The sequence below is a fragment of the Cytobacillus sp. Bac17 genome (assembly GCF_024519925.1).
Taxonomy (GTDB): domain Bacteria; phylum Bacillota; class Bacilli; order Bacillales; family Cytobacillaceae; genus Cytobacillus; species Cytobacillus pseudoceanisediminis.
Window position 1 is genome coordinate 1 of record NZ_JALJRC010000010.1, and the last position, 22,764, is coordinate 22,764.

General features: G+C 41.9%; 19 protein-coding genes. All 19 read left to right on the top strand.

What is annotated here, in order from left to right:
* Positions 1 to 233: 233 nt before the first annotated feature.
* The 19 genes from NR125_RS13565 (at position 234) to NR125_RS13655 (ending at position 22,742) form a co-directional block, all read left to right on the top strand.
* Positions 234 to 1,142, top strand: coding sequence for a cupin domain-containing protein (locus NR125_RS13565; RefSeq protein ID WP_019383432.1), 909 nt, complete (start codon positions 234 to 236; stop codon positions 1,140 to 1,142).
* A gap of 137 nt (positions 1,143 to 1,279) precedes the next feature.
* A complete protein-coding gene (locus NR125_RS13570) occupies positions 1,280 to 2,413 on the top strand; it encodes an endospore germination permease (protein ID WP_009334204.1) in 1,134 nt (377 codons plus the stop codon).
* Positions 2,373 to 3,833 carry a spore germination protein gene (locus NR125_RS13575; RefSeq protein ID WP_009334205.1) on the top strand — a complete coding sequence of 487 codons (1,461 nt, stop codon included), beginning with the start codon at positions 2,373 to 2,375 and terminating at the stop codon, positions 3,831 to 3,833. Before NR125_RS13570 ends, NR125_RS13575 begins: the two co-directional genes overlap by 41 nt.
* The gene (locus NR125_RS13580) at positions 3,833 to 4,975 is read left to right on the top strand and encodes a Ger(x)C family spore germination protein (RefSeq protein ID WP_019383434.1); all 1,143 of its coding nucleotides are present in this window, start codon (positions 3,833 to 3,835) and stop codon (positions 4,973 to 4,975) included. Before NR125_RS13575 ends, NR125_RS13580 begins: the two co-directional genes overlap by 1 nt.
* 296 nt (positions 4,976 to 5,271) lie before the next feature.
* Positions 5,272 to 7,185 carry a PTS mannitol transporter subunit IICBA gene (locus NR125_RS13585; protein ID WP_192908700.1) on the top strand — a complete coding sequence of 638 codons (1,914 nt, stop codon included), beginning with the start codon at positions 5,272 to 5,274 and terminating at the stop codon, positions 7,183 to 7,185.
* A gap of 88 nt (positions 7,186 to 7,273) precedes the next feature.
* The gene (locus NR125_RS13590) at positions 7,274 to 9,364 is read left to right on the top strand and encodes a BglG family transcription antiterminator (protein WP_192908699.1); all 2,091 of its coding nucleotides are present in this window, start codon (positions 7,274 to 7,276) and stop codon (positions 9,362 to 9,364) included.
* 12 nt (positions 9,365 to 9,376) lie between these two features.
* Entirely contained in the window at positions 9,377 to 10,510 is a 1,134-nt protein-coding gene (locus NR125_RS13595; RefSeq protein WP_192908698.1) for a mannitol-1-phosphate 5-dehydrogenase, read from the top strand.
* Positions 10,511 to 11,634: 1,124 nt separating this feature from the next.
* Complete coding sequence (locus tag NR125_RS13600) at positions 11,635 to 12,351, top strand: GntR family transcriptional regulator (protein ID WP_009334210.1); 717 nt, start codon at positions 11,635 to 11,637, stop codon at positions 12,349 to 12,351.
* A gap of 201 nt (positions 12,352 to 12,552) precedes the next feature.
* The gene (locus NR125_RS13605; RefSeq protein ID WP_256815489.1) at positions 12,553 to 13,638 is read left to right on the top strand and encodes an ABC transporter substrate-binding protein; all 1,086 of its coding nucleotides are present in this window, start codon (positions 12,553 to 12,555) and stop codon (positions 13,636 to 13,638) included.
* Positions 13,639 to 13,654: 16 nt separating this feature from the next.
* Positions 13,655 to 14,731 carry an ABC transporter ATP-binding protein gene (locus NR125_RS13610; protein WP_256815490.1) on the top strand — a complete coding sequence of 359 codons (1,077 nt, stop codon included), beginning with the start codon at positions 13,655 to 13,657 and terminating at the stop codon, positions 14,729 to 14,731.
* 5 nt (positions 14,732 to 14,736) lie between these two features.
* On the top strand, positions 14,737 to 15,654 hold the full coding sequence (locus tag NR125_RS13615; RefSeq protein WP_009334213.1) for an ABC transporter permease: 918 nt from the start codon (positions 14,737 to 14,739) through the stop codon (positions 15,652 to 15,654).
* Positions 15,651 to 16,451, top strand: a complete 801-nt coding sequence (locus NR125_RS13620) for an ABC transporter permease (protein WP_256815491.1) — start codon at positions 15,651 to 15,653, stop codon at positions 16,449 to 16,451. Before NR125_RS13615 ends, NR125_RS13620 begins: the two co-directional genes overlap by 4 nt.
* 15 nt (positions 16,452 to 16,466) lie before the next feature.
* The gene (locus NR125_RS13625; RefSeq protein ID WP_019383441.1) at positions 16,467 to 16,790 is read left to right on the top strand and encodes a (2Fe-2S)-binding protein; all 324 of its coding nucleotides are present in this window, start codon (positions 16,467 to 16,469) and stop codon (positions 16,788 to 16,790) included.
* A complete protein-coding gene (locus tag NR125_RS13630) occupies positions 16,780 to 17,859 on the top strand; it encodes an NAD(P)/FAD-dependent oxidoreductase (RefSeq protein WP_256815492.1) in 1,080 nt (359 codons plus the stop codon). Before NR125_RS13625 ends, NR125_RS13630 begins: the two co-directional genes overlap by 11 nt.
* A 29-nt stretch (positions 17,860 to 17,888) precedes the next feature.
* Complete coding sequence (locus NR125_RS13635) at positions 17,889 to 18,218, top strand: (2Fe-2S)-binding protein (protein ID WP_256815493.1); 330 nt, start codon at positions 17,889 to 17,891, stop codon at positions 18,216 to 18,218.
* Entirely contained in the window at positions 18,219 to 19,292 is a 1,074-nt protein-coding gene (locus NR125_RS13640) for an NAD(P)/FAD-dependent oxidoreductase (RefSeq protein WP_256815494.1), read from the top strand.
* An 87-nt stretch (positions 19,293 to 19,379) separates the two neighbouring features.
* Positions 19,380 to 19,715: a DUF1904 family protein gene (locus tag NR125_RS13645; protein ID WP_256815495.1), complete on the top strand. Its 336-nt coding sequence runs from the start codon at positions 19,380 to 19,382 to the stop codon at positions 19,713 to 19,715.
* A gap of 77 nt (positions 19,716 to 19,792) precedes the next feature.
* Positions 19,793 to 21,139: a M20 family metallopeptidase gene (locus tag NR125_RS13650; RefSeq protein WP_256815496.1), complete on the top strand. Its 1,347-nt coding sequence runs from the start codon at positions 19,793 to 19,795 to the stop codon at positions 21,137 to 21,139.
* 46 nt (positions 21,140 to 21,185) lie between these two features.
* Positions 21,186 to 22,742, top strand: coding sequence for an ABC transporter substrate-binding protein (locus NR125_RS13655; protein WP_256815497.1), 1,557 nt, complete (start codon positions 21,186 to 21,188; stop codon positions 22,740 to 22,742).
* Positions 22,743 to 22,764: the final 22 nt, after the last annotated feature.

The following is a 22,764-nucleotide window of genomic DNA, read 5'->3' on the forward strand; positions in this document are numbered from 1 at the left end:
GGAATATAACCAGCATCGTTATCAATGGGGCTTAAATAAAATGACCCCGGAGCAAAACCGGGGCCATTTACTAGCCGCATAGGCGCTTTTTAAACTGTCCGTAAATCGGGGCACAGTTCAATAAGGAAAAGGCTGGTTCTTTTTAATTAGCCGCCCAACTTGAAAAATCAACGTACCTTCTTTTCTTATGGGCATATGATGTGTTGATAAATCTGTGAAGGGAATGACATGTATTGTATCATCCTAATGCGTATTCCTATCCATATTACCCTTTAGTAAATGCACCTGTATTCCATACTGACAACATGTTAAGAAGCAATCAGGATCATTTTCAGCAGCTTTGTGAAACGGTCCTTGAAGGGGTCAAAAGGGAAGCTTCGGTACTTGAGCTATACACGCAGCTTGCAGAACAAGCCCCTAATGAAGAGCATAAACAAAATATTATTCAGGCTATTGAAGGAAAGAAAGTCCATTTAACCCATTTTTGCAATCTTTATTACAATTTAACAGGAACACAGCCGGAGTATCAAATTGGCGAAGTATCCATTGATCATTATCGGGATGGCCTGCAGAGGGCTTATCAATTGGAAATGGAGGGCTTCCAGGAGAATCAGCGCGGTTCCGCACTTTCTCAGCTTCCTCAGGTTCAAAATGTGTTCATTTGGGCTATGACAGGGGAACAGGAAAATGCAGCACGCCTTGTTACACTAAATGACCGGATTACCGATTATGGCCCTCAGCCATTTGTCGTTGATATTGAGGAAGCGACAAAACAAAATAACACTTTCCGGACGGCGATTTGGACAGGAGAGCATTTGCAGCTGACATTGATGAGCATAAATGCAGGAGAGGATATCGGACTGGAAATTCATCCTGAACTTGATCAATTCTTAAGAATTGAAGAGGGGGAGGGAATCGTCCAGATGGGAGATAGCAAGGATCAATTAGATTTCCAGCGTAAAGTAGCAGACGATTTTGCCATCATCATCCCTGCAGGAAAATACCATAACGTCATCAATACAGGCAGCAAACCTCTTAAGCTATACTCTATCTATTCCCCGCCGCAGCATCCGTTTGGGACGGTGCATCAGACGAAAGCAGATGCCATGGCTGCTGAGGAAGAGCATCAGCAAGGAAATTAAAAGAAAAGGGATAAAACAAAAGCGGTCAGGGCACATTCGCTTTCGTTTCATCCCTCTTTAATTTGGATTAGAATCTCATTACATAAATTACTCTTGTCTGGTAAGTATATTTAATAAATCTAAAGCTGGAGAATTTTATGAAGAATTTAGTAAAGGTTCTAATACCCAAACAACTATATTTATTAATCATCCTGTCAACAGGCTTGCTAAACCATGTAATATTGATTCCTAATTTATTGACAGCTGCCGGAAGAGATAGCTGGCTGAGTGTGATTGCAGCCTATCCGATTTCACTGTTTTTCATATGGCTTATTTACTACATACTAAAAAACTCATCTGATGAAGGCTTCTTTTTCATGGTGAGAAAGCGTCTCGGACGGACATTTTCCGTGCTCTTATCGGTTCCTGTGATTCTTTTTTTAATTACGGGCTCCTATATAACATTCAGGGATTTAATGATTTGGCTGAATGCGTATTTTCTGGCAGATGCTTCTGTCCTTATGATTAATATAATTTTAATACTGGTATGCATGATTATGACACTTTCCGGTGTGAAATATATGGCTATATCAAGCGGCATACTGCTTCCGCTTGTTATGCTTTACGGCGTATTCATTTCCGTTACAAATACTAGATTGAAGGACCCCGGCCTATTGTTCCCGCTGCTTGCAGACGGAGCAGAGCCGCTCATGTATGGTATTCTCTATACTCTTTCGGGATTGTTTGAGGTTTATATCATCATATTACTGCAGCCGTATTCACAACAAGCCTTTAAGTTTAAGCATCTTGTTATTCTTTTGACGCTTCTGGCAGGATTAATTTTAGGGCCGCTCACAGCCTCGATCATGGAATTTGGACCTGAAGAAGCGACTAAATTTCTTTACCCTGCCCATGAACAATGGAGGGTATTAAGCATTGGAGAGTATATCTCTCATCTGGACTTTCTCGCTTTATATCAGTGGCTAAGCGGGGCATTAATCAGAATCGGCTTATTTATGTATTTAGCAGGCGCATTTTTTCCAGCTAAAAAGAAACATTATCGATTAAATCCGAAGTTGGTCTTTTCTTTATACCTCATCTTGTTTGGGCTAATGAGTATAAAGATTGAAACGTATACCTTTTATCAGGTTATCTATAAGTATTATCTGCCGGTCAGCATGGTGTTTTTTCTGTTGTATATCCTTTTGTCAGCTTTGATTATATTAGTTTTGAAGAAAAGGGATGAAAACCATGGCAAGAACAAGAATTCCAAAGTCCAATCCTCAACATAAAGAGAATGGCTGCATAAAAGCAGAGAAGTTAAAACAGCAGTTTTCCAAAAGCGGGGATTTTGTAAGCAATGTCCATGCTGCTGAAAAAGATGAGTTGGAAATTTTCTATTTCGATACTTTGGCCGATACCAAATATTTGGATCAATATATCTTGCCAAAGCTTGCTGCTGAAAAGGACGGAACTGCAAAAGATAAGCTAAGGATTTTATTCCAAGCTGACCTGGTAACGGAAAAATCAATTGATGACTTGTCTTTATTGCTTTTTGAGGGGAATTTCCTGTTCCTGGCTGATCAGCACTTGTTGAGTATAAAAGCAGCAAACCTTCCAAAACGGCAGCCTGAAGAGTCTGCACTTGAGACTTCCATTAGAGGCCCAAAGGATGGGTTTGTTGAAGATCTGCAAACAAACATATCTTTAATACGCAGAAGGCTCAATACCAGCACTTTATGTGTTGAAAAATATACAATTGGAAAACGGAGCAAAACGAAAGTGGCACTCATGTATATAGAAGATATTATTGATCAGCGTGTTCTGCAGGAAATCCACAAACGAATGGGGAAGGTTGAGCTCGATATCTTGACCAGTATCCATGAACTCGACTCCTTAATAAGGGACCGCCCTTTTTCGATATTCCCCAGTCTTGATTATACAGGCCGTCCGGATTTTATCGTTCAGGCACTGAATCAGGGCCGGTTTGCCATTCTGGTGGAAGGAAACCCCACCGTTACCTTTGCCCCGGTCAGTTTATTGCTGCAGACTAAATCACCTGAAGACCATTACATCAATTATGCGTTTGTAAGTCTGGAAAGAATCATCAGGATGATTGGGATAACGGTATCCGGTTTCCTTCCAGGGGTATGGATTGCATTTTCCGCCTTTAATATTGAACAGATTCCTTACCTGATGGTTGCCACTATCTCCGTGTCCCGATTTGGCCTGCCTTTGAGTGCGCCGATTGAAATGTTTATCATACTGCTTTTGTTTGAGCTTTTTAATGAAGCTGGAATCAGGCTGCCTAGAGCCATTGGACAGACAGTGGCAGTATTGGGCGGTTTAATTGTCGGTGATGCAGCCATAAGGGCCGGATTAACCTCTCCAACCATGCTCGTTGTTTCGGCCATTACGTATATTTCGTCTTTTACCCTAGTGAATCAGTCCCTTAGTTCCGCCATTACCATTGTTAGATTTATCGTTATCATCGTGAGTACTTTTTTAGGCTTGTTCGGTGTTATCGTATGCTATATTCTCACTGTTTTATATTTATCGACACTATCTTCTTTTGGCGTTCCTTATCTTTCATCCATAGCCCCAATAAGCTGGAGGGAAAGTGTAAAGGCATTTCTGATGCTGCCTGTGCAATTTTATAAATCCCGTGCCTCGGCAACTAGCCCTGAAGATCCAACGAGGGGGGATAAATAATGGCAAGGAACGTAATACTGATGATTGCCGCATCCTGTATTTTGCTTTCAGGTTGTGCCGGCATCAAAAATATACAGGATTTAACCTATATTGTATCAATCGGGATGGATTATGATGAAGAAAAAGATGAATATACAGTCTATCTCCAAGGGCTGAATTTTTTAAATGTCGCTAAGCAGGAAGGCGGAAAGACAGCTGAGCCAGTCCCTATATTTGTGGCTTCAGCGAAAGGGGAAACGTTAAATTTAGCTGTAAGGAAGCTGTACAAATTATCCGAACCTCCCTTATTCTTTGGCCATGTAAAGACTCTAGTCATCTCCAAACGGATCGTTCAGCACAAATTTAAGGAGGTGGTGGAGGAGGTTGGGAGGAATCGTTCTATTCGTCCTACACTTCATATCGTGACAACAGACGAATCCATTGAAGAGGTTTTTAATATTAATGCTCTGTTTAATTATCCAGCTATATATACTGTTTTATTTAAAAAGGATTTTTACGAGGTTGCCCAAAATGAAATTCGGCCCGTACCTTTAATGAAGTTTCTGCGGGAATATTATGAACCGATGAATGCAGCGAAACTGCCCTCCGTTAAAATTAATAAATCAGGCTGGAAAGCAGAAAAGGATTACCCGGTATTATATTTTGATGGTTATACCGTTTTTCAAAACAAGAAATATATAAAGGAACTTGCATTTGAGGATTCTTTATTTCTTAACTGGATAATGGAAAATTATATAGCTTTAGATGAAAGAGTCGAAGAAGATGGTAAATTGGCTGCAGCCGTAAAGCTGGAAAGTCCGGAGCTGAAATTTAAGTATGAGGAAAATGCCCCTTCCCCGAAATTCTCCATTGTTTTATCCATACGTGCTGATTTACTGGAAAGAGTAGAGGACATTTCTCCTGATCGATTGAGAAGCTTGGTGGAAGAGAAAATAAAAACAAAACTGCGATCCCTTTATTTGGATGGGGTAGAAAGAAAAATTGACTATCTTAATGCCGGTGAGAAATGGTTTCGTATGCGTCCAGAGAAATTTGCGGAATTAAAAAAACATGGTAATTTTTATTTGGATGAAAACTCTCTTACTGACATTCAGGTGAATGTTCAGATTTTAAATTTCAACAGCTATAAGTTTAATGAATGAAAAATTTCTTCTGGGAAGACGCTGAATACCTCTTCTTTTTTAGCAAATTTTACTCTAAAAAAAGATAAATAATCCTGGACTTTTTTGGCACTAGTCGAAGTATCAGCGGCAAACCCGTTATGGCCAGTAAGACTATAGAGGTGGACCAGTAAGCGAAGGGGCTGGATTCAGGAACAGAGAAACCGCAGTTTTGTCACCCATGGCGCGACAAAGTTAGGTTTCTCCTTTGTTGAGTATAGCCCATTTGTACTTTACCATTAATAATAAAGTACTATATTTTGAAAGGATGAGTGTACATGGCTCAATCTAATCTAAAAGTAGCTGTACAGAAGTTCGGTAATTTTCTGAGCTCTATGGTTATGCCGAATATCTCTGCTTTTATAGCATGGGGTCTTATTACAGCTTTATTTATACCTACTGGGTTCTTCCCAAATGAAAGCCTTGCCAAAATGGTCGATCCAATGGTTAAGTACTTGCTTCCGCTTCTAATTGGTTATACCGGAGGGAAGCTTGTACATGATCAGCGCGGTGCCGTTGTTGGTGCCATCGCGACTATGGGGGTCATCGCAGGCGCGGAAATTCCTATGTTCCTAGGCGCCATGGTTATTGGTCCTCTTGGCGGCTATGTGATTAAGAAGTTCGACCAGATGATCGAAGGCAGGGTGCGTGCAGGCTTCGAAATGCTCGTGAACAACTTCTCTGCAGGAATTCTTGGTGCAATTGTTGCCATCCTTGCATTCCTGGGAGTGGGTCCTGCTGTTGATGTATTTACCGGCTGGCTTGTAGCTGGAGTTGACTGGCTGATTGGCACAGGACTTCTGCCGCTGACAAGCATCTTAATTGAACCGGCAAAAGTATTATTCTTGAACAATGCCATCAATCATGGTGTTCTTTCGCCAATCGGCGTTGAACAGGTAAAAGAAACAGGACAATCCATCCTGTTCCTGCTTGAAGCAAACCCTGGACCTGGTATTGGTGTCCTGCTTGCTTATATGTTCTTTGGAAAAGGCAATGCAAAGAAATCTGCTCCTGGTGCCGGAATCATTCACTTCTTCGGCGGGATTCATGAAATTTATTTCCCGTACATCTTAATGCGTCCTATGCTCATTATTGCTGTCATCCTGGGCGGAATGAGCGGTGTGTTCACACTGGTTCTTTTAGGCGGCGGATTATTCGCTCCTTCTTCACCGGGCAGCATTATCGCCATCACGGCTGTGACGCCTCATCATGCAAGTGCGTATATTGCAAACTTCGCAGGTGTTCTTGTGGCTGCTGCTGTTTCATTCATCGTGTCTGCATTTATTATGAAAACAGGCAAGCAGGGTGAAGAAGATATTGAAGAAGCTGCGAAAAAGATGCAGGAAATGAAAGGCAAGAAAAGCTCTGTATCCAACGTGTTTGAAGGCGGTCAGGCTGCAATGCCCGATAATGTATCCAAAATCTATTTTGCCTGTGATGCAGGAATGGGCTCAAGTGCCATGGGTGCATCACTTCTCCGCAAAAAGGTGAAGGAGGCGGGCATGGAAATTGCTGTTACGAATACAGCGATTTCCAATCTCCCATCAGATGCTGAAATCGTCATTACACAGGAAGAACTGACACCAAGGGCACGCCAGAAAGTGCCGAATGCATTTCATGTATCGGTTGATAACTTCCTGTCAAGTCCGGAGTATGATAAGCTGATCAGCGCACTTCAGTTCCCGGCTAACTCGGAACTGCACGAAATCGTTGAAGATGCTGAAGAAAATGTTCCTGACATCGTGGATGAAGAAATGGCTCATGATGACGATTTATTGCGTCCGGAAAATATTTTCCTGAACAAGGAGTTTGCTGATAAGGAAGAAGCGATCCGCTTTGCAGGAAGAGTGCTTGTCGATGCAGGCTATGTGGAAGAAAGCTATATTGAAGCCATGATTGAACGTGATAATATCACTTCCACATACATGGGAAATGATGTAGCGATCCCGCATGGAACCGAAGAAGCCAAAAAAGCTGTGATCAAATCCGGCTTTACAGTTATCCAGGTGCCAAATGGTGTTGATTTCGATGGCCAAAAGGTCCGTCTGATCTTCGGAATTGCAGGCAAAGACGGTACACATCTTGAAATCCTGTCAGGAATCGCGGTAACATGTTCTGACATGGATAATATCGAAAAATTGGCTGCGGCTGTATCTGTCCAGACCATTATGGATATTATCGGCAAAAAATAAAACTAAAGCTATTTCCGAATAGAAAAGCGTCATTCTGCGCTTTTCTATTCAGTGTTTTTGTCACTAATTTTAGAAATGAGCTGATCTCATGTATATTACATCGAGGGAAAAAGCCATTATTGAATTGATTATAAAAACATCGGGTAAACACACGGCATTGTCGATTGCCTCTTCGTTAAATGTCAGTGCGAGGACGATTCAGAGGGATTTAAAGGCAGTTGAGAAAATCGTCAGTGAGTTCGAATTAAAGTTAACCCGCAATATAAACCAGGGCCTTGCGATTGAAGGGAAAAATGAGCAGATTTTCCGGCTGATCCAGCATTTGACCAGCAGTGAACCGATCGACCAGCCTCCTCAGGAAAAGAAGCTGCGCCTTCTTATAGCCATTCTTGAAGAAGACTTATACAAGACTCAGGTTCTGGCAAGCTACCTCGGCATCAGCACGGCAACCCTATCAGCCTATCTGGATGAACTTGCTGAATGGCTATCTGTATTCCAGGTGCAGCTGACGAGAAAACGGGGAGTCGGTGTAGAGCTTCACGGATCAGAAGCCAACAAACGAAGAGCGCTTGCGCATTTTTTCCTTCAATATTTTCATGAAGAATTAATTGAGAAACTATTTTTGCTGGAAAAAGGAAAGCTTGGTGAAGAAAGGATTCTTCATTACTTTGAACCGGATAATTTTTTCCAAGTGAACAGCATTGTTCAGACTGTTTTTTCTGGTGCACCTGCCCGGTTTGCTGATAGCGGATACCTGGAGGTTGTGCTGCATGTAAGCATTTCTCTGCAGAGGACCCTAAAACAGCTTTTTGTGGATCAGAATGATGCCCTTCCTGAAAAGGAAGTTATTGTTGAATACGGTTTGATGCAGCAGATAACAAGCAAGCTGGAACAAAAATTTGACTGCAGTTTTTCAGAAGGGGATATCCTATACCTCGCACGAATACTTAAAGGGACCAAATTAAGCGGAGCCGAGGCTTTTCCATATGACAGCATTCTGCTCGCCCAAATGATCAAGAACGTGATTAAATCTGTTTCGGAACAGCTGCATGTGGATTTGACCAGGGATTTTTCCTTATTTCAGGGACTGCTGGCCCACATGGAGCCATCCATATTCCGCATGAAACAGAATATGGAATCCTATAACCCGCTTAAAGAAGAAATTATGCGTAAATATCCGGTTCTGTTCATGGCTGTAAAAAAAAGTCTTGAAGAGGAATTTACTGATATTGATCAATTTTCCGATGACGAGATCGCGTTCATCGTCCTTCATTTTGGCTCAGCCCTGGTCATGCAGGAAGAGAATCTTTCCATTAAGGCGCTTGTCATTTGTCCGACAGGCATCGGAACATCCAAGATGCTAAAGAGCAGGCTGAAAAAAGAAGCAGCTGAAATTGATGTGATCGAAATCAAGTCGATGAAGGAAATTTCAGAGGGTGCTGATCTGAAAGAATATGATTTAATCCTTTCTACAGTCAGACTTCCTTTTATAAATGCTGAGTACATATTGGTGAATCCGCTCTTAAGCGATGAAAATATTCTTACCATAAAAAACTACTTGCAAAACAATATTGAAAGCCTGACAAAAGGAAAAGAATATCAGCCGGAGGAAGGGTTCAAACAGGCTGAACAGAGTAACCTTTCTTTATCCGCAATGCTTGAGGAAGTAAGAGATATCCAGGAGAGCATCGAGTCTCTTATTCATAACTTTCGTTTTTACCGGATGGATGGAGGAGATAGCCAGGAGCAGATTCTTAAGAAAATGCTTAGGAATGCCGAAGGAGATAATTTGCTGACGAATGCTGAAGATGTCCTGCAATCATTAAGGGAGCGGGAACAAAAAGGCGGGCTTGGCATACCTGAAACCAATATGGCACTCTTTCATGCCCGCAGTAAAAATGTCCGTGAACTTATTTTTCAGGTTGCCCACCTCCCTGAGCCATGCATGGTAAAGGGGATGGACGGGAGAGATGTTATTCTAAAAAACCTTCTGCTCATGCTGGCACCGTTCGAGCTAAGCAGAAGAGAGCAGGAGATATTAAGCTTAATCAGCACAAATATCATTGAGACAGAGGAAGCGATTCTAATTTTTTCTTCAGCCAATGAAGACATGATTTACAAGAAGCTGGAATCGATTTTTACAGAATACCTGCAGTCCCATTTTAAAATAAATCAGTAAAGGAATGATTTGATGAAACAAGCAGTGCATTTTGGAGCAGGGAACATAGGAAGAGGTTTTATCGGAGCCCTATTTTCACAGTCAGGCTACCATGTAACTTTTGTTGATATTGCCGACGAAATCATTAATCAGCTGAACGAAGAAAAGCATTATCAAGTGCTGCTGGCTGCAGATGAACAGGAATCCATGATAATTGAAAATGTTTCAGGATTGAATAATCTAAAACAGGAGAATGAAGTGATAGAGGCCATTAAGCAGGCTGACTTCTTAACAACAGCGATTGGCCCTAACATCCTTCCGCGGATTGCCCCATTAATTGCAAAAGGCCTGGCTGCAAGAGCAGCTGCAGGAAATAACGAAAAGCTTTATGTCATTGCATGTGAAAACCAGATCTCTGCGACTGACCTTTTAAAAGGCTACATTATGGAGCATCTTGACAGAGATGTAAATCTGGCCGGTGTATCTTTCTTAAACTCCGCCGTAGACCGAATTGTCCCAATCCAAAACAACCAGGGATCACTGGATGTTCTTGTTGAACCGTACCATGAATGGGTGGTGGAGGTGACTGAAGATATTCCGCATATCGAAGGAATGAAAATTGTTCCGGAGCTTGCGCCATTTATCGAAAGAAAGCTGTTCACGGTTAACACAGGACATGCTGTTATTGCTTATTTCGGATACCTGGGCGGAAAAGAAACCATCGACCAGACACTTGCAGATGAAGAAATTTATAAGCAGGTTCAGGCAACACTCCGAGAAACAGGTGCCTATTTGATTAATCGATATGATCTGAATCCGGAGGGCCATCAGAAATATATTGATAAAATTATCGGCCGGTTCCAAAATGCCCACTTGAATGACGGTGTCACACGAGTAGGACGCTCGCCGATAAGGAAGCTTGGCCCTGAAGACAGACTGGTTCGTCCGGCCCTGCAGGCACAAAAAGCAGGCTTTTCTTACACAAACCTGGCTAAAGCCATTGCTGCGGCACTAATGTTTGATAACAGGGAAGACGAGGAAGCAGTAAAGCTACAGGAGATGATTCAAGAAAACGGAGTGCCAAACGTGCTGAAAGAAGTATGCGGACTTGAAGAATCAAGCGAGCTTGCTATAGAAGTACTGAAACAGTATGAAGCATTGAAATAATAAATTGGATTAGAGGCTGCTGAAATGATTCGGCAGCCTTATTTTTTTGGAGTTTTTCGGTGGGGTGGGGTGCGGCAATGAAATTTTACTAAGATTTTACTGGGGTAAAGGTAGCCAGTTTTGGTTGTGCATGATGGGCAAAGTTGGTGGACAGTCAGGAAAATAGGTTTCATGGAGGGCTTATGAAGCCCAAAATGGGTGGAGTGATAAGAAAATGGTAGTCATGTAGTACTCATGAAGCCCAAAATGGATGGAGTGATGAGGAAAAGGTCGCCATGGCGAGCTTATGAAGCCCAAAACGGATGAGGTGCCGAGGAAATGGTAGCCATAAAGTGCTCATGAAGCCCAAAATAGGTGGAGTGATAAGAAAATGGTCGTCATGTAGTGCTCATGAAGCCCAAAACGGGTGGACCGTGGAGGAAAAGGTCGTCACGGAGGGCTCATGAAGACTAAAAAGGGTGGAGTGATAAGAAAATGGTCGTCATGTAGTGCTCATGAAGCCCAAAACGGATGAGGTGCCGAGGAAATGGTCGCCATAGAGAGCTTATGAAGCCCAAAATTCATAAAGTCCATAAATTCAGTCTTCATCAGGTGGCAAAGGTGAAGTGAACTTCTATAATAAAGCCGAAATCCCAGAACCAACCATCAAAATGGGAGTTAATCAAAGGGAATAAAGCCGAAATCCCGGAGCCAGCCACAAAATGGGAGTTAATCAAACGGAATAAAGCCGAAATCCCAGAGGCAGCCAACAAACTGGGAGTTAACCAAAAGGAATAAAGACGAAAACTCGAAGCCAGCCACAAAATGGGAGTTAATCAAACGGAATAACAACAAAACCCAAGAGTCAGCCATCAAAATGGGAGTTAATCAAAGGGAATAACGACGAAACCCCGGAGCCAGCCATCAGAAGGGGCGTTAATCATAAGGAAGATCATCGAAACAAGGAAATTTTTAAAACTGGATTAATCAGATTCCAGTAAGATTGAACTGAACAATGCTGTTTAAATTAAATACTCGTTCTAAATATTTAATTTTCAAAAAATATTGACAACTATCTAAAAAACAGATAAATTATAAAATAATATAAAGTTATAACATTATATTCTTTCAAGGGAGATACATAAATGCAGATAGATAAGAGTCTACATATACCTCTTTATAGACAAGTAGAGCAGATTCTGGAAGAGAAGATCATTTCAGGCCAATGGGAGGTGGGGAGCCAGCTGCCGACTGAGCAGGAGCTGTCCGATCGATTCGATGTTAGCACCATTACTGTTAAAAGAGCTGTGATTGAGCTTGTGAATAAAGGTTATCTCTTCAGACAGCGAGGCAAGGGAACCTTTGTATCCGGATCTGCAAAAGAGCAGGACCTTAATTCCATCATTTCGCTTTCCGGTGCGGAACAGGAACATCCGCATGAAATGCTCAGCTTTAAATATGAAACAGCAGGTTCTGAAATTGCCCAGAAGTTACGGATTGATCCTGAGGATGAGGTGATCAAAATTGAGAGATTAAAAGTGGAAAACAATGATCCTCTCGCATTGGAATATACCTATCTTCCGGCGGATAAATGTCAGGGGCTTACACCTGAAATGATCAATAACGACTTAATTTTTAACATCTTAAAAAATAGATTCCATATAGCACTAAAACGAGCCAGGGTATTTATCCGGCCGTATATTCTTCCTGATCATCAGGCTAAGCTGCTTCATGTGGAACCGGGGACCCCAGTATTTGAGTGGGAGCGTACTACATACACAAAGCAAGAAGACATCATTGAATTCTCTAAATTCTATATCCGCAGTGATAAAGAGGTTTATTATACAGAGGTTCAATTGTAAAAAAATGCTGAAATACAAATGAACGTTTTATAAATATAAAAGATATAAAGTTATAATATTATATCTTTATATTTTATATATAAATCAATCTCTTTAAATAGATTGATCCAAATTTAAAAGGGGGTATCGCTTTTATCAAGTCTTCATCTTAGAACAGCTCCTTAAGTTCACAAAAGCAAAAATAAACGAGGGGGAAATGAGTTGAAAAAGAAAGCTTATTTAATTGTATTGCTTTGTTTATTGCTTGTCACGGCTGCAGGATGCAGCGGCCAAACTGGAAGCTCTGCAGATGAAGGATCAGGAAAAAGTGATGAAAAGACACTTGTATTAGCGGCTTATGGAGGAAGCTATGAGCAAAAAATGAAGGAGGACTTGATCCCAAAGTTTGAGAAAGAGCATGGCGTAAAGGTGAAATATATTACGGGAAGCTCTGTTGATACCTTATCTAAGCTTCAGGCTCAAAAGGATAATCCTCAGATTGATGTAGCTTTCCTTGATGATGGTCCTCAAGCTCAGGCAAAGGCGTTTGGATTGCTGGCGCCATTGGATGAGAGTGTTGTTACGAATCTGGCAAATGTCTATGATATTGCAAAAGACAAGGATAATGTCGGCGTTGGATTCGGAATCATCTCAACCGGCTTGGCTTATAACAAGGATGTCTTCGAACAGAATGGCTGGGAACCGCCGACTTCCTGGAATGATTTGGCCGACCCGAAGTTTAAAGGAAAACTCGTACTCCCTTCCATTGCCAATACGTATGGGGTTCATTTCCTGCTCATGACAGCGATTGCCAATGGCGGAGATGAAGAAAACATTGAACCAGGCTTTGAAAAGATGAAGGAAATTGCCAAAAACGCGATCACTTTTGATAAAACAGCTGACGTTTCAAATTACTTCCTTCAAGGGCAGACAGTCGCAAGTGCATGGGGAAGCAGCCGGGTATTTACCCTTCAGGATAGCGGATTCCCAATTGAGTATGTCATTCCGGAAGAAGGGGCTCCAGCGTTGATGGCAACCGTCAGTGTGGTGAAGGATGCTCCAAACGGCGATCTTGCACAGAAATTTGTCAATTTTGTTCTGGATGAAGAAGCTCAGCTTCTATTTGCCAACTCCTTGTTTGACGGTCCTGTTAATAAGAATGTAAAGCTTGAAGGTGACATTGTCGATAAAGTGGCTTATGGGGAAGAGGAGATTGCCAAATTGATCAAAGTCGACTGGGAAGCTGTAAATGCAAAACGAGCAGAGTGGACAGAACGGGCCAATAAAGAAATCGAAGTAGCCCATTAAAAGAGAGGGGAAGCGAATGAGTTACTTAAGCCTGGAAAACGTGGTCAAGACCTTTAATAAAACAGAAGTGGTTAAAAAGCTCAGCCTTGACATCCAAAAAGGGGAACTGGTCTCCTTTTTGGGGCCATCGGGCTGCGGAAAAACGACAACACTGAATATGATCGCCGGATTTCTGGAGGTGGATGGCGGGAAGATTGAGGTGGACGGCAAACCCGTTCACCTGCTTCCTCCCAATAAAAGAGAAATGGGCATGGTGTTCCAAAATTATGCTTTGTTTCCGCACATGACGGTTTTTGATAATGTCGCCTATGGACTTAAGCTGCGTAAAGTGCCAAAAAATGAAATAAACAAAAGGGTTCTGGAAGCATTGGAAATGGTACGTCTGGCTGGCTATGAAAAACGCTATCCAAAGGAATTATCCGGGGGACAGCAGCAGCGTGTTTCATTGGCAAGGGCCCTGGTCATTAAACCGAAGGTGCTTCTCCTTGATGAACCACTCAGCAATCTTGATGCAAAGCTGCGCCAGGAAATGCGTGAAGAAATAGTGGATATCCAAAAGCAGGTGGGGATTACAACGATATTTGTCACACATGACCAGGAGGAAGCATTGGCCATATCGGACCGAATCGCGGTCATGTACGAGGGCCGGATTGAACAGGTAGATGATCCGGCATCCATATATAACCATCCAAAGACTGATTTTGTGTCTCAGTTCATAGGGGAAGTCAACCACATTCAGGGGAAAGTCCTGGAAACCTATGAAAATAAGAAATGCAAAATGCACTTTTTTGGGAATGAACAGATCGTTTCAGTTCCATCTGTAAAGAATTCCGAAGTTCACTTTTTCATACGGCCGGAAAAAATCCAAATCGCCTTAGCACAATCAAATGATAGAAATGAGGCTTTTCAAACCAAGGTGGAAAGGAAAATGTTCCTCGGAGCCAAGACACGGTACATTCTGAAGGTACAGGACCGGCATCTGATTGCAGATATTTCCAATACCGTTTTAAATCCCACCGAAATTAAAGAAGGAAACAGTGTCTACACGTATTGGAACCCTGAAGACCTGCTGCCTTCCAGAATGGCGAGGTGACTCACATGCAAGCCGGAATCGGAACGGAACATGACTTATTGCTTCAGCAAAAGAAAAAGAATTTGAATAAAAAACGGCTTGATACGTGGCTGCTTTTACTTCCGACGCTGGGGATCTTCATTTTCTTCTTTTTGCTGCCATTGTTTTTCTTATTTATTACAAGCTTTAAAAATTTTGATGCAAGCACCGGAGTGGGAAATGAGTGGACACTTCAGAACTACATCAAGTTCATGTCAGATCCTTTTTACCTTGGAGTGGTCTGGCGCACTGTGAAAATTGCTCTTTTAACGACTTTGATTACCATCATCATTTCTTATCCCGTAGCTTTTCAGATTTCCAGAGCAAAAGGAAGAACCAGGAATTATTTAACCCTTCTTGTGCTTTCCCCGCTTCTGATCAGCATGGTTATACGCTGCTACGGCTGGGTGATTCTTTTATCCAACAACGGTGTTGTTAATAATACTCTATTAAAGCTGGGCTGGATTGATCAGCCTTTAACCCTCTTATATACCGAACTGAGTGTGGTCATCGGGATGGTGCATGTTCTTTTCCCGTACATGGTGCTGAGCATCATGGGATCTCTTGAAAAAATAGACCCTTCTGTCATCAGAGCCTCGCAGAATCTTGGGGCAAGCTCCTTCAGAACTTTCTTTTCCATTTTGCTGCCGTTAACCTTGCCAGGCGTTTTCGCCGGTTCTGTTATGGTGTTCAGCTTAAGTGTCAGCTCATTTGTTACACCGGCTATTCTTGGCGGCCCGCAGGTGAAGGTTATGTCCTATTTAACGTATGAACAGGTAGCTGTCATGCTGAACTGGCCGTATGGAGGCGCAATTGGCTTCCTGCTAATCCTGATTGCCACCATTACCATCATCGCATACAGCAAAATCCTTGCCAGGTCTGAGAAAGGAGTGGCCATACAATGAGCAGGAAGCTGCCCAAGTATTTCTTTAACTTTGCTTGTTTACTGGTGTATATTTTCCTTCTGGCGCCAATCGTGGTTGTATTACTTTCTTCCTTAACAACTACCGAATACATTGTATTCCCGCCAGAAGGCCTGACCCTCAGATGGTACACAGAATTAATTGAACATCCGGAATTTATGCAATCCTTTACACTGAGCATTATTGTGGCGTTCGGAACCGCCATTATTTCCACCGCCATTGGCACTTTGGCTTCACTTGCGGTCGTCCGGCGCCAATTTAAAGGGAAGACAGCGATTGTTCAATTAGTGGGTTCGCCTCTCTTGATTCCATCTGTTGTGTTTGGTGTGGCTCTCTTGCAGTTTTACTCATGGATTGGCTTAGCTGCGAGCCCGCTTGCATTGATTTTGGGTCACATCATCTTAACGGTTCCATTTGTGATGCGCCTGGTTGTTGCAAGCCTTGTAGGCTTTGACCGTTCTATCGAACAAGCGGCCCTGAACCTTGGTGCAGGACCGATGAAAGTCTTCTTTCAAATCACACTGCCAATCATTAAATCAGGCGTGATAGCAGGCGCCATTTTTGCCTTTATTACTTCATTTGATGATTTAACAGTTGCTTTATTCATTGTCAGCACCGACGTTGTGACACTGCCAGTGCGGATCTACACATACATGCAATATCAATATGATCCGATTATTACATCCGTATCAAGCATTATGATTCTATTCACTGTTGTATTAATGCTTGTAATTGAAAGAGTGCTTGGTGTAGGGAAAGTGTTTTCCTCGAAAAATTAGATAGGAGAGGTCTTTATGCACATTGAGAAACATCCCGTTCTAAGCAGGCAGCTTCTCAAGCCTGTAACCATTTATTTCAATGATCAGCCATATCAGGCCTATACGCAGCAATCGGTCGCTGCCGCCTTAATGGCAAATGGAATTAAAAAATTGGGTGTCAGCAGAAAGCTGGTCCAATCAAGAGGATTATTCTGCTCGCGCGGGAGATGCTGCAGCTGCTATATGACGATTGACGGTGAGGATCATGTACGGAGCTGCATGACAGAAGTTGAAGAAGGCATGCGAATATACCCGAATATGGATGACCCCGAGGTAAGGAGGGAGTTTGATGAAGACTGATGTACTGATCATTGGAGGCGGTCCTGCAGGTCTATCAGCAGCAATTGAGACGGCATCAAGGGGACTGGATGTAACAATAGTTGACGAAGCTTCCAAACTCGGCGGGCAGCTTAACCAGCAGACTCAAGAGATGCGTCCGCTTCCTTCTGTATATGAACCCATGCGTGGCTTTGAATTGGCAAATAAACTAATCCAGCAGATTAAGGATTTTAATGTGAGGCCGCTCCTGAAACACCGTGTGGTTGGATTTTACGCAGATGGAAGTGCCGGAATTACCGATGAAGAAAATGTATTCCCTGTAAAAGCAAAAAAGATTATTGTGGCTTCCGGAGCGGCTGAAAAGGCTGTGGCATTTTCAAAATGGACATTGCCGGGGATTATGACAATCGGTGCTGCACAGACATTGATCAATCGTGATTTTGTGTTGCCTGGGAGAGAAGCTGTTATTATGGGCTCTAGTGATTTTGCCATGGAAACGGCAATGCAGCTAATGGCTGTGGGCACTCGGGTGAAAGCGATCATAGAAAAACAAAGTGAAGCTTCAGCAAAAGAGCAGGAAAAAGTAAGTGAATTATCACGGAATGGAATTCCTTTTTATTTTAATAGTTTTATAAAAGAAGCAAGAGGAAATGGGCAGGTGGAACAGATTGATATTGAGATGCCAGACGAAGTCATTACCCTGAATGTGGACCTCATTTGCATGGATGGAGGCAGGATGCCCATACTGGATGTTTTTTACCAGCTGGGATGTTCCTTTGGCTTTCAAGAGGAGCTGGGCGGCTGGGTCCCGCAATATAGTAATACATTCCAAACCGACAGGGAGGATGTATTCATAGCTGGGAATGCGGCTGGCATTAGCACTCAGGGTGCGTTGCTTTTAACAGGAATGATTGCCGGCATCAGTGTAAGTGAAGAACTGCAAACAATCAGCCCGGCAGAGGCAAATGAGATGAGAGAGGCACTTTGGAAAGAACTCGGATTATTGGAGTACAAAGAAGTGTACAGCGGAAGAGTTAAACATCTCGAGAACTTTACAAGCCCGGTACTGAAAGATCAATTTATCTCCTAGATAGGAAAAGAGAGAAGAAGGTGAATTAGTTGGATAAAACGACGATCATCTGCAGATGTGAAGAAATCAGCTGTGAGGAAGTGGAAGAGGTTATCAGCAATGGAGGAAGGACCTTTGATGATGTTAAGAGGATTACCCGCTGCGGAATGGGTCCTTGCCAGGCTAAAATCTGCACCAGCATGGTGGCAGAAATTATTCACCAGCAGACTGGGCTGCCACCTTCAGAGATTCCCCTGCCGAGGATGAGAATGCCGCTTTCCCCTATTAAGCTTGAAACACTGGGAACGAACAGTACATCCTTTAGTGCCGTCAAGTCTGTTCTGGATGAGGTGGAAATTGAAGAAGGGAAGGTGAGGTAATTGGAAACAAATTATGAAACCATTGTTATTGGAGGGGGTGTAGTGGGCAGCGGAATTGCTTACCACCTTTCTGAGCGATACAAAGAAGGCGTGCTTGTGCTTGATAAAAAATACCCCATGTCAGGCACCTCCGGATCCACCCAGGCCTGGGTATGGGTACATAATAAAACTCCTTCCTGGTATGCGGAATTTAGTATGTACAGTGCCGAACTCTATCCTTATCTGTCTAAAAAGATTGGAGACGTAGAATACAAGCGGACAGGCGGACTTTCACCTTTTTTCAATGAAAGTGATCGTGAAAAAGCACAGAAGCTCGCGGAATCTTATCGAAAAATCGGCATCAAAATCAAAGTCTTATCCAGGGAAGAAGTTCTCGAAAAAGAACCCTATATGAATCCGGAAGTAGCCGGGGCTACCTACAGCTCTATTGATGGCAATGTCAATCCATTCCGCCTTATTGATATGTATATGAGAGCAGCTAAAAGAAATGGCGTCCGCTATTCTGCTTATAATAAGGTAACTGAGATTAAAAAGCAGGATGGAACATATTTAGTAGTATCAGATAAGGGTGCGTTTAAATGTAAAAACCTTATTCTGGCTGGCGGAACCTGGTCGAGAGAAATCGGTGACATGATTGGAGTTAAGATTCCTGTTAATCAATTAAGGGGGCAGATCCTGGTGTCTGAACCATTGAAGCCTTTCTTAAATTTTACAATCAGCGGATTAAGGCAGGCAAACAATGGGGAAGTTCTGATGGGCTATTCAATGGAAGAAGCAGGCTTTAATCGGGCAACAACGCTTGATGTGATTCAGGAAACAGCCAATATGGCAGTCCGATATGTACCCGGATTAAGAAAAGCTAAAATTGTCCGCGCTTTTTCCGGAATTCGGGCAATGCCTGAGGACGGCTTTCCGATTCTTGGTAAAGTACCAGGCCATGAAAACCTTTATGTAGCCGCCACCCATAGCGGAGTAACACTATCTCCTTTAATTGGTACTCTTATAACAGAGTTAATCACAGAAGGGGAAACTTCAATTCCGATCGAAAGGTATTCTTTAAGCAGATTTGGTTAAAGAAAATAGTATTAAGTTATAATATTATAACTTTTTTAATAAGGTTGTCAGGAAAAACATTATGTAAACAAAATTGGAGGAAATAGGATGCCGCATTTGTATATAAGAGGAATTTCAGTGGATCAGACGAAGGAAATCAGTACCCAGCTGGTGAAAGACCTGGCTCGGCTTTGTGAGTGTGGAGAAGATAACTTTACATTGGAAGTTTTGAATTCAACTTTTGTGTTTGATAATAATGAAGTTCCAGCATATCCATTTATAGAAGTTAAGTGGTTTGACAGGGGCAAAGCAATTCAAAACCAATTTGCCGGGATTATTTCGAAACACGTTCGGTCGCTTGAAGTGCCGGAGGTAGAAGTTGCATTTTCAGCCTTTTTAGAGGCGGATTATTATTTGAATGGGAAGAGTTTTGCGGAAGAGTAAGCAATGAAGCAAAAATTATAATGTTATATTTTTATAACTTTGATTCCTGAAGTGTTACCGGAAGGGGAAACTTGTTCATGAATAAAGTCTACCAATTTATTGAGGAAAACTCAGATATGTATATCGAATGGCTGATTGAAGCATGCAATCAGCCTAGTGTTTCGGCTCAAAATAGAGGGATGCTCAAGATGAAAGAACTTGTAAAAACTTTTTTGCAAAGAGTGGATGCAAGTGTAGAAGAAATTGAAACTGATGGTTTTCCTATTATTTATGCACATCTTGATAGTGAAAAGGAAAAGACATTAACTTTCTACAATCACTATGATGTGCAGCCTGAGGTCCCTGTTGAACAGTGGCTCAGTGATCCCTTCAAGGCAGATATAAGAAATGGCCAAATTTTTGCACGTGGTGTTGCGGATAACAAGGGTAATCTTATAGCTAGAATTTGCGCAGTACATGCATACCAGCAGGTGTATGGCAAACTGCCGATAAATATCAAGTTTATATTTGAGGGAGAGGAAGAAGTAGGAAGCCCTCATTTGGAATACTTTGCAAACCAATTCCCTGATAAGTTGGAAACTGATGGCATTATCTGGGAAGGGGGGACTCGAGGGGTAAAGGATCGGAGACCACACGTCGGTTTAGGGGTTAAGGGAATTTGCTATGTTGAGCTAATATGCAAAGGAGCCAAACTTGATCTTCATTCCTCTGAGGCTGCAATAATAGAGAACCCTGCATGGAGATTAATATGGGCGCTAAACTCACTAAAAGATGAACAGGAAAACATTTTAATTGAGGGCTTTTATGACGATGTGATTTCACTTAGTGAAAAAGATAGAATCTTTATTCAATCGATGGATTTTAATGAGGAAGAAATAAAAAAACTATATGGCATAAAAAGCTTTCTAAAAAATGTTACTGGAAATGAATTAAAAGAAACTCTAACCGCTGAACCAACCTGTACTATTTGCGGTATAAATTCGGGATATACAGGTGAAGGCACCAAAACAGTCCTGCCATCGACTGCAATGGTCAAACTTGATTTTCGCCTAGTACCAAACCAGACACCTGAAAAAATAGCAGATCTACTAAGGAAGCATTTAGATAAGAGCGGGTTTCATGATATAGAGATAAGGCAATCTCATGGGATTCATCCGTTTAACACTGATCCATCTAACCGTTTCGTTGAAGTTGTGCTTGAAAGTGTAGATCAAGTTTATGTTGAACCGCCAGTTATTCTCCGAAACTTAGCAGGTTCAAGCCCTATGTATAAAATGCTGAAAACTACCGGCATTCCTGCGGTGCAAATTGGTGTAGCCAATTTGCAGTCAAACTACCACGCTCCAAATGAAAATATTTTTATCGATGACTATATTCAAGGCATTAAAGTGACTGCAGCAGTGATGAAGAATTTCAGTCAATAGTCAATTATCTGAAATATATAAAAATAGTAACAGGGGGAAGATGTAAATGAAAAAAACATTAAATTATCTAATTGTTTTTTTGCTTATTTCAGTAATAGTTGTTTCTGGCTGCAGCAGTAACACTGAATCCACTGGCGGTAATGATAATGGAAAAGAAGGCAGTGAGAAAACAAGCCTGGTAATTGCGCAAAGTGCTGATATTACTACTCTAGATCCCCAGAATTCATTAAGTACCAATGGAGATCGTGTTTTCAGAAATATGTTCAGCAGATTGTTTAGTCGTGATAGTAAAATGGAGATTCAACCGGAACTTGTTGAAAAATATGAAAATATCGATGATGTTACTTGGCAATTTAAATTAAAAGAAGGTGTTACTTTCCATAATGGAGACCCATTAACAGCCGAAGATGTTAAGTTTAGCCTTGAAAGAGTAATGAATGATGAATCTTTAAAGGAGTATCCTTATTTCACTCAAATTAAGGAAGTAAATTCCATTGACGAATTAACTGTTGAAATTGTGACAGATGGACCTATGCCAACGTTATTAAGATTATTGGCAAAAAGTGGTGCGGATGTAATTCCCAAAAAGTACTTCGAGGAGATGGGACTTGAGGAATTTCAAAAGAATCCAATTGGTTCAGGACCATACAAATATGTGGATTGGAAACGGGATGATAGAGTCGTCCTCGAAGCGTATAATGATTATTTTGGTGATAAACCAAAATGGAAAGAAGTTGTAGTCAGAGCCATACCTGAGAGCTCTACCCGTGTAGGAGAATTGCTGACTGGAGGCATAGATATTGCAACCGACATTCCACCTAATGAGTGGGATCGGGTGAATGGAGAGAGCGGGATATCACTTATAAATGGGGATACAACACGTGTCATGCTTTTAATGCTTCGCCATACAGAGGGTACTGTTACCGCAGACCCCAAAGTTCGGGAAGCCATTGATCTTGCTATTAATGAGCAGGCTATTGTTGATTCTGTTTTAAAGGGAACTGCTGTACCAGTTCAATCCCGAGTTCCAGAAGGTGTATTAGGATCAAATCCAGATTTATATGATTCATATGCTTATGATTTAGAAAAAGCGAAATACCTGTTAGCAGAAGCAGGATATAAAGATGGGCTGGAACTAACATTTACAGCACCTAAGGGCAGGTATCCGCTGGATGGTGAAGTAGCACAATTGGTTGCGAGCATGCTTGGAGAAGCAGGGATTAAAGTGAATTTACAGCTGCTTGAGTCTAGCGCCTTCCTGGATGTATATAACTCCAAATCTAATAAAGAATTAATCATGATAGGATTGGCGGATGGTCTCCTCGATGCATCTTATTCATTAGTTCATTACACAAAAGAACGTGCAGCCGGGCAAACAGATTATTATAACGAAGAAGTTGAGAAGCTTTTCCACGATGCAGGCCGTAATCTTAATGAAGATGAGAGGGTAAAACAATATCAAAAAATACAAGAGATTGTAGCTGAAGAAAGACCTCACATTTTTCTTTTCCAGCAAGGAGCCAATTATGGGGTTAGTGATAATGTACAATTTGAACCGAGGTTGGATGAAGTCATAAACTTCTCAGATATCACTTTAAAATAATACTATTTGCGGGGCTGGAAAG